Raw genomic sequence first — 15528 nt, 5'->3', positions numbered from 1 at the left:
TGCAAACGCCATTAACCCAACCTCGCCTCAACAACCACGGTTCGATGCTCATTCGTCAACACGGCGAAAGCTTGGCTCAACACCGCATCAAGATCGCTGTCGTGGTCAACCACAAAGGTCGCCGCGCCGCCTGACGCCGCCGCGATCGCGCCATAATCGGGCGCTGGCGAAAAGCTGAGGTCAAGGTCATTGGCCTTGCTGGCATAGCCGTCGGGATGAACGGCCAAAGCGGAATGGCGCGGCGCGTTCCAGCCCAGCGAACCGCCGCCGCTGGCAAACATGCTGCCGGCGTGGGCGGGGGCCAGATGGTCGAACACCGGCCGATAGTTGGTGATCCCCTCGTCCATCACGATGGTCTGATCATCAAACTGGCCGCGCAAAGCCGCAATCGGGCAGGCAGTGGTCAAACCCGCGCCCTGCGTTTCTTCCTGCGCCACGCGGGCGCGGCGTGCGGCGCCGCGTGCGGCGTAGTGACCAGTCTTTTCCGCCAGCGCATCGGCATCGGGCGCCAGCGCGGCCAGCGCCTCACCAATCGCCTGCAAGGCCTGAGCGGCATCGGCACGAAAACTGCGATGCGGCTCGATATACCACAATGGCATCTGCTCCTTCAGCGGGTCGATGGCGATGTCATAGATCTCTGCGCTGTCTGACGGCTTGCTCTTGATCGGTATCCACGGCACATCGCTGTCCACCACCAGCACCAGATCGGCGGCGGCAAGGTCTGCGTTTTGCTCAGGATTGTTCCAGTAATTGCCAAGATAAAACGGGCTGTCATGCGGCAGGTCGACGTAGCTGGGCACCGATTCCACCACGCCCACGCCCGCTTGCGTACAAAGCACTTCCAGGGCCGCGACCGCCGCCGTGTTGCGCCCCAAATAGGAGGTGACGATCAGCGGTCGCTTGGCCGCAGCCAGTCGTTCGGCCAGAAAACGTGCATCCTGCGCTGCAAGCGCGGGCGGCGTCACCGGCTCGCAAGGCGCTTCGAGCACTTCGCGCGGGGCCATCAGATAGACCGGGCCCTTGGGGTCCGACTTGGCGAATTGTATGGCGCGGTGCACCACTTGCTTCACGTTGGCGCCGGTGCGGATTTCATTGTCATAGCGCATATAGCCGCGCACCAGTCCTCGCTGGTCATGCACGTACTGAATCCGCTGGATGAATTCATTGCGGCTGCCCAACATCTCGCCTTGCTGCGTAAAAGGCGAGGAGCCTGCGAAGATCAGCACGGGAAGCGCGCCATGGCGGCATTGTGCACCGCGCACGCCAGCGCCTGTGTGCCGCATTCAACGTGGATGATCACCGCCTGCGGCTGGCCTCTGATCTGGGTGTGGCCATGGGCGATGGTCAGCGCCACCATCTCGTTGGGGCAGGTGATCATGGTGGGCACCGGGCGCCCGTTGGCTCGCGCTTCTGCGATTGCCTCGACCAGTCCGGGATGGTCGCTGCCCAGATTGACGAAAGCGTGGGTGATGGCTTGCTCGACAAGGGCTTCGAGAAAGGCGGTGGCGGTGTTATACATCAAGAACTCCGGACGACGTGGTCGAGGCTGCGCAACAGCGCGGTGCAATGGGCAAGGGCAGGCGATGCCACGCCATGGCGATCGGCCGCAGCCAGCAAGCCGCCTTGAATGGCATCAACTTCGGTAGGACGGCCTGCCTCGACATCCTGAAGCATTGAGGGCTTGTGAGCGCGGTGGTTAGCCATGGCGAATTCAACGGATTGGCGCACCCTGTCACCATCGACAGCCACACCATTGGCTAGCGCGGTGGCGATCCCTTCCTCCACCACCCGAAATGCAAGACTGCGGGCGGGGAGGAAGTCGCCAACTTGCCCCACCGTCATCCGCGTGAGGGCACAGATGCCGTTGAGGGCGGCATTGAAGATCACCTTCTCCCAGATGGCAACCTTGACCGAAGGTTCAGCGCTCGCTCCGAGGCCCGCCTCGTCCAAAGCGGCGGCAAGCTTGTGAATAAAAGGGTTATCCTCGCCCGTCAGGCTCCAGAATTTGACCATACCACGGCCCACAACGTGGATGCGGCCATGGCCCAGCAAATCGGCGGGCCAATTGGTGATCCCCACCAGCACCCGCTCGTCCCCCACCACGCCAGCGATTGCCACATCATTACCAAGGCCATTTTGCAGCGTCAGCACCATGCCATCGGGCCGCAAAGCTCCCGCATTCTGCGCCATGGCGGCGGCGGTATGTTGGGCCTTGGTGAACAGGATCAGCAGGTCGGCCTCGCCCTGCACCACGCCGGGCAAGGCTGCCTCGCAGAGGGCGGGGCTGTCGTTTTCCCACACCCCATCGACGGCAATGGCGGCAACGCGGGCCGGATCGGTGTCCACAAACACCACCTGATGCCCGGCCCGTGCAAGACGCCCTCCAAACAGGGTGCCCATCGCCCCTGCACCCACAACCACGATCTTCATGCCGATGCCTTTCGGGTCAGAACTGTCACAAGCCACTGGCCCACTGGCATGGCATGTCTTGACGGACCACGTTGATCTCAAGGATAAATGTTTTGTGCGTGCAGTTGGACTGCGATATCTTGGTATATTGGCTGCTGAATGAGGTGCCCTTGATCGCGGATTTGGCCTCACACGTCGCGCCAATATGCTGCGTCGGGATCGGGGAGTGGACTTCAAGATGCTTGAGGTTGGGGATTATTTCCAGGCCGCACCTCTCTCCGCAAAGCCCCCTCAGGCTCGCCTTCGCGCCAATTTTCTTAAGTGAGCGCATGCATTTGAGGCAGAGCCATTGCAGCAAACCAAGTGCCGTCACCATATGCAATGCACCTTGAAAACCAACGGCCGCTATCGATTTGACTGGCATGAGTTTGACTGTGTTGTTGGCAGCACCACGTGGAGCGATCGTCATCGGGCCCCGCAATGTAGAAGCGCCTTCGACATCCGTTACATTGCGTTGAGCCGAACCAACACAAGCCATGGCTCATTCATACCCATCGCAGACAGATTCATCGAGATTTGCCACCATCCCTGCAAGCCTCATTTCCCCAAACTCCTTATCGCCGGCGCTATTATAGCCTTAGCCCATCAATACGGCATTTTTGTTTTATAGCAAACTATTTTTATGTCTGTCGTCGAAACATTTGGCGCAAAATGGGCAGCACTGTAACGGAGAGCAGGCCTCGTCTGGGGCTGTCTTTCAGGCGGCGAGTTTGCGGTGCTGCAAGCGCCGATGTTCGATGGTCTGCTTCTTGCTGGCGGCGCGTTGGGCGTGGACCTGCTGATCGCGGCCGAAGTAGACATCGGCGGGCGTCCATTACCCCCGCACAGGATGCGGAAGCGCAGACCGCAGATCAGGCTGTCAGAGACGAAGTCGAACGATCACCGCTGGCTCGCCCCATCTGGCAGCACCATCGACCTGCACGTACCCAGCGCCAGCTTGCGGCCGCCAAGACGTCGCACGCGCAATCCTCCCTCGCGGTAGATGCGCAGCAGTTTCTTGTGATTGGGCGTCATGCCCCTTCGCGCCAGCAGATAGCCCAGACGGCGACAACCGAACCGGCGACGTTCAGCCGCCAGTTCGCGCAACCGCTGTCTCAAGGGCCCATCGTCCGGTCTCGTGGAGCGATACCGAACCACTCTGCGGATCACACCGCCCAGTTGGCACACCCGGCGCTCGCTTAACCCGTGATGCTCACAGGCAGGGGCGACGGACTTCTGAAGTGATGCGATGGCTGGGCGAGACGGGGAGGTTCGCCTTATCGGCGTTATCCCCAATGAACCCGACGCGATTGCCAAATTGGCTCGGAAGCTGACGGGTCGCCATAATCGGATGGAATTTGTGTACGAGGCTGGCCCATGCGGGTACGGCGTATATCGCCAACTTGCGGATCTGGGTTTCGACTGTCGGATTGTTGCTCCCAGCCATACTCCCGTTCGTCCGGGCAATCGCCAAAAGAACGATACGGGTGACGCGATGATGCTTGCCCGTCTTCTTCGGGCTGGCGAACTGACGTACGTTTGGGTGCCCGACCCCACTCATGAGGCCATGCGCGACCTGGTTAGAGCTCGGCATTTAGCATCTCATGATGCCCGGAAGGCCCGTGCCCAGATTCAGATGTTTTTACTCAAACATGGCCTGCGTTACAAAGGGAAGCCGTGGTCCTGTCGCCACAGATCTTGGCTTGCAGATCGGCGTTTTGAGCACAGGGGCCAGCAAATCGCATTCCAGAGCTATCTGAATCGCCTTGCCCAGGCTGACTCACGCAAAAAAGAACTGGAAGATCAAATCGCGGCCATCATACCTGACTGGTCTCTGGGACCTGTGGTCACTGCATTGTAGGGACTAAAGGTGGTCGGGATGGTTATCGCGGCGACTATCGTGGCGGAGGTCGGTGAGTTCTCCCGCTTTGCCAGCCCGCGCAAACTCATGGCGTATCTGGGGTTGGTTCCCGGCGAGCACTCTAGCGGTGGCTCCATTCGGCCCCGCGGAATCACAAAGGCAGGCAACACGGATATGCGGGCGCTGCTGTTCGAAGCCGCTCGGTGCTACCGAACGACGCCAAAGGTCGGCCAGTTCATGGAAAAGCAAAAGACAGACGTGCCGCAAGAAGCCAAAGACATAGCATGGAAAGCCCAGCTTCGCCTCAACGGCCGGTATCGAATGCTGGTCGGCCGCGGGAAGAAGAGCAACGTCGCGGTCACAGCTGTCGCCCGAGAGCTCGTCGGCTTCATCTGGGATCTTGCGCGCCGGTACGAGCCGGCGCCGGGAGCGGCGCCCGCCTGAAAACGGGTGCATGCCGCCTTCGGCAGAGGAAGATGGTAAGGGAGCGGTGAAGGAGTCCTCGGGCAAGAATTTGGACGGGCTACTCCCATGTCCGCAGCCAGAACGAGGCAGCCTCGATAGCGTAAAGGTCGAGCAGCGCCGTGGTGAGCGGCATCGGGCTGGTCTGATGGTTCTCGAATATCTTGCGCCGTGCGCGCGCCTTATGTCGAACTCGACATAAGGCGCGCGCACGGCGCAAGTTTACCGATATCCTGGCCAAGAACCCGTCGCCGGTCGCGGCAGAGGCCGTCGTGAGGATCGGCGAGTTGTTCGCGATCGAGCGCGACATCAAGGGCGCGCCACCCGACGAACGGCGGCGCGTCCGCCAGCAACTGGCCGCCCCGAAGCTGGCTGCCTTGCGGCCATGGCTCGAAGCACAGATGCGCGGGCTGTCTTCGGACAGCGCGCTGGCCAAGGCATGCCGTTATCCGCTCAATCGCTGGACGCCGATGGCCCGCTATTGTGACAATGGCCTGCTTGAGATCAGCAACAACCTTGTCGAGAATGCCCTGCGCGGTGTTGCTCTTAGCCGCCGCAACTGGATGTTCGTCGTCTCGGCCAAGGGCGGAGATGCCTCGGCGCTGTTCTATTCCCTCGTCGAGACCTAGCCTTAACGGTGTGGAGCCCGAGGCCTGGTTCACCGATGTCATCGCGCGTATCGGCAATCATCCCATCAACCGGATCGACGAATTGCTCCCTTGGAACTGGCAGGCAGCTCAAGAGATCCAGAACTTGGAGCATGCCGCTTGAGCAACGCCTTCGTCGCACGGATGACGATCACGCTGGATGATGCGACGCCGGTGGTGAGCCGCGTGATCGAAGTGCCGTTGGGCATCCGCCTTGACCGGCTGCACAGCGTCTTCCAGGCAGCGCTGGCGTGGACGGACAGCCACCTGTGGGAATTGACCTTTGGCCATACGGGCTTCGGGATCCACGATCCGTCTTACGGCTTTGACGGCCCGCTTAATGCCCACAAAACGACCTTGGCTCAGGCACTCGAGGGCATGCGAGGCAAGACCTTCCGTTACCTCTATGACTTTGGCGATACGTGGGAGCACAGCGTCAAGATCCAGGGCATCGCCCCTGCCGATCCCCACGGCAGCTATCCGCGCCTGCTCGACGCCACCGGCATGCGGCCACCAGAGGATTCAGGCGGTCCTTGGGGTTACGTCGAGAAGCTGGAAGCGCTTGCAGATCCGGCCCATGAGCATCACGAAGAGGTTCTCGATGCCCTGGGCGACGACCATGATCCAAATGCTAAGCCCAACATCGATATGATCCACGACAGCTTTGCGGCACTGGCAAAGAAATGGGCGCCTCGCACACGAAAGGCCAAAAAGGCCACGTCAACGCCGCATTCCATCGGCGCTTACCGTTGATCGGTGGACGCCTCGCTGCAATTGCTTGCACGTCAGTTCGGCGAACCAGCGTTCGACCTGATTGATCCAGGATGCCGATGTCGGCGTGAAGTGCACGTGCCAGTGCGGACGACGCGCGAGTCAGGCCTTGATCCGGGGCGTCTTGTGGGTGGCATAGTTGTCCATCACGAGGTGGACCTCGGGACCTTCGGGCATTGCCGCATCGATCTGCTTGAGAAAGTCGAGGAACTCGGTCGCGTGATGCCGCTTGTAACATTTTTCGATCACGGCACCCGTGGCAATGTCGAGCGCGGCGAACAGCGATGTCGTGCCGTTGCGGATGTAGGTATGGGTGCGCCGCTCCGGGACGCCAAGCGCCATGGGCAGCAGCGGCTGTTCGCGATCAAGCGCCTAGATCTGCGATTTCTCGTCCACGCACAGTACCACCGCACGGTTCGGAGGCGACAGGTAAAGACCGACAATGTCCTGCACCTTGTCGACGAACAGCGGATCGCTCGACAGCTTGAACGTCTCCGACCGATGTGGCTGCAGGCCGAATGCGCCCCAAATCCGACGGATTGTTGTGTGCGACAGCGCGGCCTCGGCCGCCATCGACCGGATCGACCAGTGCGTGGTATTCTTGGGCGTGGTGTTCAGCGTGCGCTCAATCACTTGCGCCACTTGCTGACCGTGTGTTCGTGAACCACGAGTCACTCGGCAACCTCCTTGCTTTGCAACCCGTCCGCGCACAGCAGGATCATACGGCAGCGGTCTGATAACAGCGCGGGGCTTTGTGACGCCGCACCTGCGTTTCAAGGAACGCACGATCGCCTGCACTCAACGCCAACACATCCGCCGGACGACCAACCATCCATGCCTCCTGCTACCACCAGAAAGCATATGCAATGTAGCTTGCTTCAGTTCCAGGTGACTAGCTTCAGGACCTGTCATTGCAGAGCTTGACCGTGCCAATCCTTGGAATGGAGGTGAAGTGCAGCAGCACCGTATCCAACCTCCTCCGCAGACGATCAGGCGAAGTCTACGCCTCCTTGCGTTTCATGCTCCAAAACATGGCTGACGAATTGCAGTGCGGTGCTCAATTCAGCCCGGCTTAGGACACCGCCGAGTGAGATTCGCACCGCTTCGACCGGCATATCGGCAACGGTGAAGGCATCGCTGACAACTACACTCAGATCCGAGGTCCGCATCCGCGCGGCGAAAGCTGAGCGTTGCCATGGTTCAGGCAAAGCCATCCATAGATGGAAGCCTTCCCGATTGGTAACATATGTGCCGGCGGGAAGAATCTCAGCAACGAGCTTCTGCCTTGCCGCACATTCCCTGCGTAAGGCATGAACTACTTGCCACGCCGTCCCGTCCTCGATCCACTGGGTCGAAAGCGCGGTGGTCAACGGCGAGGCCATGACGGCGGCGGTGCGCAGGATCGCGCTGACCGGCCAGAGCTGGCGCTGATCGGGCGCGACCAGATGGGCGATGCGCAACCCCGCCCCGATGCATTTCGACAAGCTGGCCACATACCACGTGATATCAGGCGCCAGCGTGGCAAAAGCGGGCGGCGGGCGCAGCAAAAGCGAACTATAGGCATCGTCCTCGATGATCGTCACATGATGGCGCCGCGCCACCTCGATTATGGCCAGACGGCGCTCCTGCCCACAGGTCGAGGTGGTGGGGTTGAGCAGGGTGGGGTTGAGATAAAGCACCCGCGCGCTGCGCATCCGGCAGGCTTCCTCGAAAGCGTCCGGCTCGATCCCCTCATCGTCTATCGGCAGGCCGATCAGCTGCAGCCCCAGCCGCCCCGCCACCGCCTTGATGCCGGGATAGGTCAGCGCCTCGCACATCAGCCCATCACCCGGCTGGGTCAGCGTCTGGAGGATCGCCTGAAAGGCCAGATGCGTGCCGGGACAGATCACCAGTCTTTCCGGCGGGATCGTTAATCCGCGCTCCGCCAGAAAATGCCCGGCGACCTCGCGCTGAACATAGGTGCCACCAAAGGCCTGATAACGCAGCAGAGTGGGCAGATCGCGGGAAATCTTGACGAACCCGGCCTGCATTCGGTCCGCCAGAACGCGATCCTCAGGCTCCGGCGCAAGGTTCATGGTCAGGTCGGCCACCGAGGGGCGCTGGGCCGGACGCAACCTGCGGGGCTGACCAGCCACGAAAGTGCCCTGCCCAGTGCGCGATTCGATCAGGCCGCGCTTCTGCGCCTCGACATAGCCGCGCGCGACGGTGGTGAAATTGATCCCCAGCCTTTTGGCCAGATCGCGCTGGGGCGGCAGGCGGTCAGACACGCGCAGGCGCCCCTCCTGCATGTCATGGGCGATGGCATCGGCAATGGCCTTGTAATGCGGTTTGCCAAAGCGTTCGAGATCGGGCGTCCAGGAATCGGGCATGGTCCCTCCTTGGGTGGAGGCCCCTCATAACTTGCAGTCAAAATGCAGTCAATCTGCGAATCACGGGCGATCGATGATTTCGCAACATACGCCTCATATTTATGCAGCCAGCTGTAGCTGGTGCCTATAAATTCAGCATTTTTCAATGAATTCGCCCTCTCATTCGCGATTTTATGTTTCCACCAATTTCCATTCACCGCTCAAATAGAACTCTTTGCCGCGCAACAAAAGCGATATTGAATGCATTTCATGACTGCATTCATTTCGGCCAATTGACTGTAAAACTTCCTTTCGACAGCCTGTATCCATCCCGAACGGGACCCCGAAACAGAATCTGGAGAAAGACCATGCCCACCGTCACTGCCGCCCCCAACCAAAAGGGTGATTTCCTTGTCGATTACGAGGAGAAGGTCTTTGAGGACGTCAAGGCCGAGCCCGGTGAAAAGGCGCTGGTTACCTTCCACACCGTCGCGTTTGAAGGATCGGTCGGCCTTGTGAACCTGCTTCAGGCCACCCGCCTGCAGCGCAAGGGTTTCGAAACCAGCGTGCTGCTCTATGGCCCGGGCGTCACGCTGGGTATCCAGCGCGGCTTTCCCAAGCTGGGCGATGAAGCGTTCCCCGGCCATCTGGCCATAAACAACCAGATCGAAAAATTCATGAAGGAAGGCGGCAAGGTCTATGCCTGCCGCTTTGGCCTTCAGGCGCTCTATGGCCACGGCGAAGGCGCGCTGATCCCCGGCATCCGCCCCATCGCGCCGCAGGACGTGCTGGACCTCATCCTGCTCCACCGCCGCGACAACGCCTTCATCCTCGACACCTGGACGCTTTAAGGGAGATCGGGTCGATGGAGGAGAATGGCTACGACAAGCGGGTCATCCGCGCCGCCGCGGTTCAGATCGCCCCGGTGCTGGACCACGCAGGGGGCACATTGGAACGCGTGCTGAACGCCATCGCCGAGGGCGCGGGCAAGGGCGTGCAATTCATGGTCTTTCCCGAGACCTTCCTGCCCTATTACCCCTATTTCTCCTTCATCGATCCGCCCTATCGCATGGGCGCCAAACATCTGGCGCTCTACGATCAGGCCGTAACGGTCCCCGGCCCGGTCACACAGGCCCTATCCGCCGCCGCACGGCGCCATGCGATGGTGCTGGTGATGGGCGTGAACGAGCGCGATGGCGGATCGCTCTACAATACCCAACTGATCTTTGATGCCGATGGCACGCTGGCGCATAAACGCCGCAAGATCACCCCCACCTATCACGAACGCATGGTCTGGGGGCAAGGTGATGGATCGGGCCTGCGGGCTGTCGATACATCCGTGGGCCGGGTTGGCGCGCTGGCCTGCTGGGAACATTACAATCCGCTGGCCCGCTATGCGCTGATGGCCGACGGCGAACAGATCCACGCCAGCCAGTTTCCCGGCTCGCTGGTCGGTCCGATCTTTCACGATCAGATCGAGGCCGCCATCCGCCACCATGCCGCCGAAAGCGCCTGCTTCGTGGTCAATGCCACAGGCTGGCTGACCGAGGAACAGCGCACGGCCATCGACCCCACCGGCGCCCATCACAAGGCGCTCTCGGGTGGCTGCTGCACCGCCATCATCTCGCCCGAGGGGCAGCATGTTGTGCCCCCCATGACGCAGGGCGAAGGGCTACTGATCGCCGATTGCGACCTAGCTCTGGTGATGAAGCGCAAGCGGATGATGGACAGCGTGGGCCATTACGCCCGCCCCGAATTGCTCCGCCTGCATCTCGACAACCGCCCCGCCCCAGCCCTGCACCTTGCCACCACGGAGAACCAAGATGACACCGACGAAAACAGCAACGATGATCGCGCAGTTGCAGTCCTTCGGCATTCGGCTGTCTGATCCACGCGCAGGCGCATCGAGCCGTCGCGGCGGCGCCGGGCCATCGGATCATAAGGCTGTTACTATCGACGGCGTGACGGTCATGGTTCCGGTTCACACCCATGGCGCCTTCGACAGCCCCTTTGAGGCCGGACGCCCCGATGCACAGGGTAACAGCGCGCTGAGCTGCGGCGGACAGGATCTGGGCATCATCGCCTTTCCGCCCCAACCCAAATTCTATGGCCTGACAACCGCAGACGGCATCCCCTATTCGCAGATCGCCACGCTGCATGGCCGCGATGTGCTGGCCACCACCGTGCTGCAAACCTGCATCCGCTATCAAAGCCGCGCCAAGACGTGCCAGTTCTGCGCCATCGGGCAATCGCTGGCGGCGGGGCGCACCATCGCGCACAAAACGCCCGCGCAACTGGCCGAAGTGGCCAAAGCCGCCGTCGAGTTGGATGGCGTCAAACATATGGTGATGACCACAGGCACGCCCGCCACGCCCGATCGCGGCGCCGGGGTTCTGGTGGAAAGCGCCCGCGCCATCCGCGCCGCCGTCGATCTGCCCATTCAGGCCCAGTGCGAGCCGCCCGATCATGATGGCTGGTTCACCACCATGCGCGAGGCCGGGATCGACACTTTGGGTATGCATCTGGAGGTAGTCACCCCCGACTTGCGCGCCCGCATCATGCCCGGCAAGGCCAGCGTGCCGATTGATCGCTATATGGATGCCTTCCGCGCCGCCGTGCCGGTCTTTGGCCGGGGGCAGGTTTCGACCTATATCCTTGCAGGCCTTGGGGACAGCCGCGAGGCGCTGCTCGCCATCGCGCAGGAACTGATCGCAATCGGCGTCTATCCCTTTGTCGTGCCCTTTGTGCCTATTTCGGGCACGCCGCTCGAAAGCCACCCCTCGCCCACGCCCGAATTCATGGCCTCGGTGCTCGAACCTCTGGCCGCGATGCTGGCCCAGGGCGGGATGGCGGCGGAAAAGGTCAAGGCGGGCTGCGCGCGCTGCGGCGCCTGCTCGGCGCTCTCCACCTTTGAAAAGCTGCGCCGGCCCGCAGCGCAGGTGGTATAATGGACCTGGCCTCCCCCGCCCCCTTCCGCTCGCCCGATTATATCGTGCGCTATGCCACGCAAAGCTGGGAACTGGCCGGGGCTGCCGCGCTGCGCCATGCCGTCTTCTGCGCCGAACAGGGTCTGTTTGCCCATCATGATCGCGACGATGTGGACGCGCTGGCCACGCCCATCGTTGCCCTCTCGATGATCGGCGGACAGCCCGACGAGGTGATCGGCACGGTGCGCATCCACTCGCCCGAACCGGGCCTGTGGTGGGGTTCACGCCTGGCCGTGGCCGCCTCGCACCGGACGGTGGGGACGATCGGCCCGGCCTTGATCCGTCTGGCTGTCAGCACCGCCCATGCGCGCGGCTGCACCCGCTTTCTCGCCCATGTGCAGGCACGCAACGAATTGCTGTTTCGCCGGATGAAATGGGAAAGGATCGACATGCTCGATCTGCACGACAGCCCCCATGCGCTGATGCAGGCCGATCTCTCGCATTATCCCCCCATCGCCGATGGCATCACGGGTTTGCGCACCGAAACAAGGCGCGCGGCATGAGCCGGGTTGCAGCCCTCGCAGCAATGATCCGTGACAGTCGGGGCATGGCCCATAAGGCCGACATCGCCCCGGTGATGCGCGCGCTGGGCCTGAACAGCGGCGGCGGCGTTCCGGTGGGTGACGATGCCGCCGCGATCCCCGATGGCGACGGCCACCTGTTGCTGGCCATCGAAGGGTTCGTCGAGGACTTCATCACGGCCGACCCGTGGTTTGCCGGTTATTGCGGCGTGATGGTCAATGTCAGCGACATCTTAGCCATGGGTGGCCGCCCGCTGGCGGTGGTCGATGCGTTGTGGGCCGATGGCGAAGGCTCAGCCTCCCCCATGCTGGCCGGGATGCGCGAGGCGGCGCGGCGCTATGGCGTGCCGATTGTGGGCGGCCATTCCAACTTAAAGGCCAAGGGCGGGCAATTGGCCGTCGCCATTCTGGGCCGGGCCGACCATGTAATCACCAGTTTCGATGCGCAGCCGGGCGATGCCTTGCTGATGGCGGTCGATATGAATGGGCGCTTTCGTGATCCCTTCCCATGGTGGGATGCCAGCACCGGGGCCGGCGACGAGCATTTGCGCGCGCTCTTGTCGGTCATGCCCGATCTGGCATCGCAGAGGCGCCTGACGGCCGCCAAGGACATCAGCATGGCGGGCCCCATCGGCACCGCCATCATGCTGGCTGAAGCGTCAAAGGTAGGGCTGGAGATCGACCTCGACGCCGCGCCCCGCCCGGTCGGCGTGGCATGGGAGCGCTGGCTCAGCGCCTTTCCCAGCTTCGGTTTTGTGATGACCGCGCCGCCGGACAATGCCCCGGCCATCATCGCCCGGTTCAAAAACACTGGCGTGGCCTGCGCCCGGATCGGCACGGCCACCGCCGCTGCGCAGATCCGCCTTCGGATGGATGGTCAGGAGGTCATCGTCTGGAGCGCCGATGCGCCGCTGACCGGCTGTCATGCCTCCATGGAGAAAACCCATGCCTGAAACGCGTTTCCGCATCCGCTGGCCCGATGGCGCGGTGGAGGAATGCTATTCCCCCTCCACCATCATCCGTGATCATCTGAATGCGGGCGATGCCTATCCGGTCGCGCGCTTTGCCGAACTGGCCCTTGCCGGACTGCAGGCGGCAAATGCCCGCGTGCGCGCCCGCTTTGGCATGGGCTGTTCGCAGGCGCTGATACAGATGGCCGCGATCAGGGCCGCCGCCATCCGTTTTGCCGGCCATCCCGAAGCGCTCGTTCATGTCGAAGCCTTCCTTCCCTGAACCCCATTTTTCCGGAGACAGATATGCTTACCTCCATCGACACTGCGCCCGCCCATGTTCCCGTCATCATCGTGGGCGGCGGGCAAGGCGGCCTCTCGCTCAGCTTTCTGTTGCAGCAGCAAGGCATCGAGCATCTGATCCTTGAAAAGCATCGCATCGCCCACGCATGGCGCTCCGAGCGTTGGGACAGTTTCTGTCTTGTCACGCCCAACCGCCAGTGCCGTCTTCCCGGCTTCAGCTATGTCGGCGAATATGGTGGCAAGGACCCTCACGGTTTCATGCTGAAGCACGAGATCGTCGATTTTCTCGAAGCCTACGCCCGGCTAGTCAATCCCCCCATCCGCGAGGGCGTGGCCGTCACGCGGGTCAAGCCGCGCGCGCAGGGCGGCTTTGTAGTGGAAACCAGCGACGGCGCCTATACCGCCGACAAGGTGATCGTGGCGATCAGCGGCTATCACACGCCCATCGTCCCCCGCGTCGGGGCGGCGATGCCCGCCACTCTGCCTCAGATCCATTCGCTTGATTACCGCAACCCGCAGGATCTGCCCGAAGGCGGCGTGCTGGTGGTCGGATCGGGCCAGTCGGGCTGTCAGATCGCCGAGGACCTGATGCTGGCCGGGCGTCAGGTACATCTGGCCGTGGGCGATGCTCCGCGCGCGCCGCGCGTCTATCGCGGGCGTGATGCCACCGACTGGCTAGAGGAAATGGGCCATTATGACATGCCCATCACCGAACACCCCTCCAGCGAAAAGGTGCGCCAGAACGAGAACCACTACCTGACCGGGCGCGATGGCGGGCGCGAGATCGACCTGCGCAAATTCGCGCTGCGCGGCATGAAGCTGTACGGAATGCTCGACGGGGTGGAAGGCCATACCGTGCGTTTCCGTCAGGATCTGACCGCGCATCTCGACGCGGCGGACGCCACCTATCTGCGCATCCGCAAAACCATCGACGATTACATCGAACGCGAAGGCATCGATGCGCCGCAAGAGGCCGATTACGCCCCCTGCTGGGCGCCGGAACGCGATCCCGAAAGCCTTGATCTGGCCGCGCAGGGTATTGGCAGCGTCATCTGGTCGACCGGCTTCCGCATGGATTTCGGCTTTATCGACGCGCCGGTTTTCGACGGGCGCGGCTATCCGGGGCATGATCGAGGTATTGCCGCGCATGACGGGCTTTATTTCATCGGCCTGCCATGGTTGCACACATGGGGTTCGGGGCGCTTTGCCGGGGTTGCGCGCGATGCCGCCCATATTGTGGAACATATCGCCGGGGCCATGGCGCCCGCCCTGCGCCAGACCGCCACGGCCTGAACCGATACGGGAGAGGATGCCCCAACAGCGCCCGAAGAGGCGAGGGCAAGCATCCACACCATCATCCATGCCATCTGGGGAGATTACCATGAGGCCATTCTTCGGGCGCATCCTTGCGCCCTCCATTCTCGCGCTTATGCTGGCCAATAGCGCTCATGCCCAAACCGCATCCGACGGGCCGGTGCTGAGCGGCGCTTTCGACACATGGGTAGGCAATGCCTATGTCACGCCCCACGGCCTTGTCGCCACCACGCGCGGTGCCTCGATCCAGACCACGGCCTCGGCCACGATGACCATGCCCAGCGGCGTGGCGGTGACGGCGGGCGTGTGGACCGATTTCAACCCCGGCTATGACGCCATCGGCAATGCCACGCGCACGGTCAATGAAACCGATCCCTTTGTGGCCGTCACGGTCCCGGTGACAAAGCGCCTGTCGCTGACGGGCAAATATGTCGCCTTTGTGGGCAACAACCTGCCGCGCACGGCCAACAATGTCGCGCTGGTGGCCAGCTATGCCGATGGCAAGAGCGGGCAGGCCTTCACGATCAATCCCTATGCCGTGTTCTTCTATGAGTTCGACGGCAGTTCGGTGATCGGCGTGGGCAAGCCGGGCAACACGTGGGATGTCTGGCTGGGGGCAACGCCGACGCTAAAGCTGAAAAAGCTGACGCTCTCCGCGCCGAGTTGGATCACGCTGGCGCCCAAGAGCTTTTTCGGTCGGATTGATGATGGCAATCTGGGCCTTGTCACCACCGGGCTGAAAGCGGCCACGCCGCTCGATCTGGGGGCAAGGGCGGGCAAGTGGACGCTCTATGCCAATGCCCAATATTACCATCTGGCCAATGACAATCTGGTCGCGGTCAAATCCGCGATCAACCGGGGCGATCATGCCCGCGATCAGGTGCAATTCGGCATCGGCGTGAGCGTGGGGTTCTAA

Annotated in this window: 18 protein-coding genes and 3 pseudogenes; 13 read left to right on the top strand and 8 right to left on the bottom strand. The window is 62.2% G+C overall.

Going from position 1 to position 15528, the window contains the following annotated elements:
- Nucleotides 1–11 precede the first annotated feature (11 nt).
- The 6 genes and pseudogenes from FHW96_RS19490 to FHW96_RS19470 form a co-directional block, all read right to left on the bottom strand.
- Complete coding sequence (locus FHW96_RS19490; RefSeq protein WP_371815759.1) at nt 12–1226, bottom strand: acetolactate synthase; 1215 nt, start codon at nt 1224–1226, stop codon at nt 12–14.
- Complete coding sequence (locus FHW96_RS26800; protein ID WP_371815758.1) at nt 1220–1519, bottom strand: thiamine pyrophosphate-binding protein; 300 nt, start codon at nt 1517–1519, stop codon at nt 1220–1222. Before FHW96_RS26800 ends, FHW96_RS19490 begins: the two co-directional genes overlap by 7 nt.
- Nucleotides 1519–2430, bottom strand: coding sequence for a ketopantoate reductase family protein (locus tag FHW96_RS19485; protein WP_172342249.1), 912 nt, complete (start codon nt 2428–2430; stop codon nt 1519–1521). Before FHW96_RS19485 ends, FHW96_RS26800 begins: the two co-directional genes overlap by 1 nt.
- 25 nt (nt 2431–2455) lie before the next feature.
- On the bottom strand, nt 2456–2947 hold the full coding sequence (locus tag FHW96_RS19480; protein WP_172342248.1) for a hypothetical protein: 492 nt from the start codon (nt 2945–2947) through the stop codon (nt 2456–2458).
- Between the two features lie 219 nt (nt 2948–3166).
- Nucleotides 3167–3280, bottom strand: a pseudogene (locus FHW96_RS19475) (pyruvate, phosphate dikinase); the annotation flags it as partial.
- Between the two features lie 71 nt (nt 3281–3351).
- A pseudogene (locus tag FHW96_RS19470) lies at nt 3352–3648 on the bottom strand (IS3 family transposase); the annotation flags it as partial.
- A 49-nt stretch (nt 3649–3697) separates the two neighbouring features.
- Here FHW96_RS19470 and FHW96_RS26795 point away from each other — a divergent pair.
- From FHW96_RS26795 to FHW96_RS19450, 5 genes are all read left to right on the top strand, one after another.
- The gene (locus FHW96_RS26795) at nt 3698–4309 is read left to right on the top strand and encodes a transposase (RefSeq protein ID WP_216650973.1); all 612 of its coding nucleotides are present in this window, start codon (nt 3698–3700) and stop codon (nt 4307–4309) included.
- Between the two features lie 18 nt (nt 4310–4327).
- Nucleotides 4328–4753, top strand: a complete 426-nt coding sequence (locus tag FHW96_RS25995; RefSeq protein WP_216650972.1) for a transposase — start codon at nt 4328–4330, stop codon at nt 4751–4753.
- A 182-nt stretch (nt 4754–4935) separates the two neighbouring features.
- Nucleotides 4936–5400 (top strand): transposase, encoded by a 465-nt coding sequence (locus tag FHW96_RS19460; RefSeq protein ID WP_172342246.1) that lies wholly within the window; start codon nt 4936–4938, stop codon nt 5398–5400.
- Nucleotides 5297–5542: a transposase domain-containing protein gene (locus tag FHW96_RS26790; protein ID WP_371815757.1), complete on the top strand. Its 246-nt coding sequence runs from the start codon at nt 5297–5299 to the stop codon at nt 5540–5542. Before FHW96_RS19460 ends, FHW96_RS26790 begins: the two co-directional genes overlap by 104 nt.
- Nucleotides 5539–6171 carry a plasmid pRiA4b ORF-3 family protein gene (locus FHW96_RS19450; protein ID WP_253951082.1) on the top strand — a complete coding sequence of 211 codons (633 nt, stop codon included), beginning with the start codon at nt 5539–5541 and terminating at the stop codon, nt 6169–6171. Before FHW96_RS26790 ends, FHW96_RS19450 begins: the two co-directional genes overlap by 4 nt.
- Here the strand turns inward: FHW96_RS19450 and FHW96_RS19445 are convergent.
- Nucleotides 6169–7021, bottom strand: a pseudogene (locus tag FHW96_RS19445) (IS630 family transposase); the annotation flags it as partial. The gene FHW96_RS19450 and the pseudogene FHW96_RS19445 overlap by 3 nt on opposite strands.
- A 157-nt stretch (nt 7022–7178) precedes the next feature.
- On the bottom strand, nt 7179–8558 hold the full coding sequence (locus FHW96_RS19440; RefSeq protein ID WP_172342244.1) for a PLP-dependent aminotransferase family protein: 1380 nt from the start codon (nt 8556–8558) through the stop codon (nt 7179–7181).
- A 347-nt stretch (nt 8559–8905) separates the two neighbouring features.
- Between FHW96_RS19440 and FHW96_RS19435 the strand changes: the two genes are divergently transcribed.
- The 8 genes from FHW96_RS19435 to FHW96_RS19400 all read left to right on the top strand — a co-directional run bounded on the left by FHW96_RS19435 (nt 8906) and on the right by FHW96_RS19400 (nt 15528).
- The gene (locus FHW96_RS19435) at nt 8906–9388 is read left to right on the top strand and encodes an MSMEG_0572/Sll0783 family nitrogen starvation response protein (protein WP_172342243.1); all 483 of its coding nucleotides are present in this window, start codon (nt 8906–8908) and stop codon (nt 9386–9388) included.
- A 14-nt stretch (nt 9389–9402) separates the two neighbouring features.
- Nucleotides 9403–10425 (top strand): Nit6803 family nitrilase, encoded by a 1023-nt coding sequence (locus tag FHW96_RS19430; protein WP_172342242.1) that lies wholly within the window; start codon nt 9403–9405, stop codon nt 10423–10425.
- Entirely contained in the window at nt 10361–11485 is a 1125-nt protein-coding gene (locus tag FHW96_RS19425) for an MSMEG_0568 family radical SAM protein (protein WP_253951081.1), read from the top strand. Before FHW96_RS19430 ends, FHW96_RS19425 begins: the two co-directional genes overlap by 65 nt.
- Nucleotides 11485–12027, top strand: coding sequence for an MSMEG_0567/Sll0786 family nitrogen starvation N-acetyltransferase (locus FHW96_RS19420; protein ID WP_168604743.1), 543 nt, complete (start codon nt 11485–11487; stop codon nt 12025–12027). The genes FHW96_RS19425 and FHW96_RS19420 overlap by 1 nt, the downstream gene beginning before the upstream one ends.
- Entirely contained in the window at nt 12024–12998 is a 975-nt protein-coding gene (locus FHW96_RS19415; RefSeq protein WP_172342241.1) for a sll0787 family AIR synthase-like protein, read from the top strand. Before FHW96_RS19420 ends, FHW96_RS19415 begins: the two co-directional genes overlap by 4 nt.
- Nucleotides 12991–13278, top strand: a complete 288-nt coding sequence (locus FHW96_RS19410) for an MSMEG_0570 family nitrogen starvation response protein (protein ID WP_172342240.1) — start codon at nt 12991–12993, stop codon at nt 13276–13278. The genes FHW96_RS19415 and FHW96_RS19410 overlap by 8 nt, the downstream gene beginning before the upstream one ends.
- A 23-nt stretch (nt 13279–13301) precedes the next feature.
- Nucleotides 13302–14591 carry an MSMEG_0569 family flavin-dependent oxidoreductase gene (locus tag FHW96_RS19405; RefSeq protein WP_172342239.1) on the top strand — a complete coding sequence of 430 codons (1290 nt, stop codon included), beginning with the start codon at nt 13302–13304 and terminating at the stop codon, nt 14589–14591.
- 88 nt (nt 14592–14679) lie between these two features.
- A complete protein-coding gene (locus FHW96_RS19400; protein ID WP_172342238.1) occupies nt 14680–15528 on the top strand; it encodes a hypothetical protein in 849 nt (282 codons plus the stop codon).

The organism is Novosphingobium sp. SG751A (genome assembly GCF_013149295.1).
Lineage (GTDB): Bacteria > Pseudomonadota > Alphaproteobacteria > Sphingomonadales > Sphingomonadaceae > Novosphingobium.
Note: the sequence above shows the minus strand (reverse complement) of the source record. Positions and strands in the feature narration are given on the sequence as shown.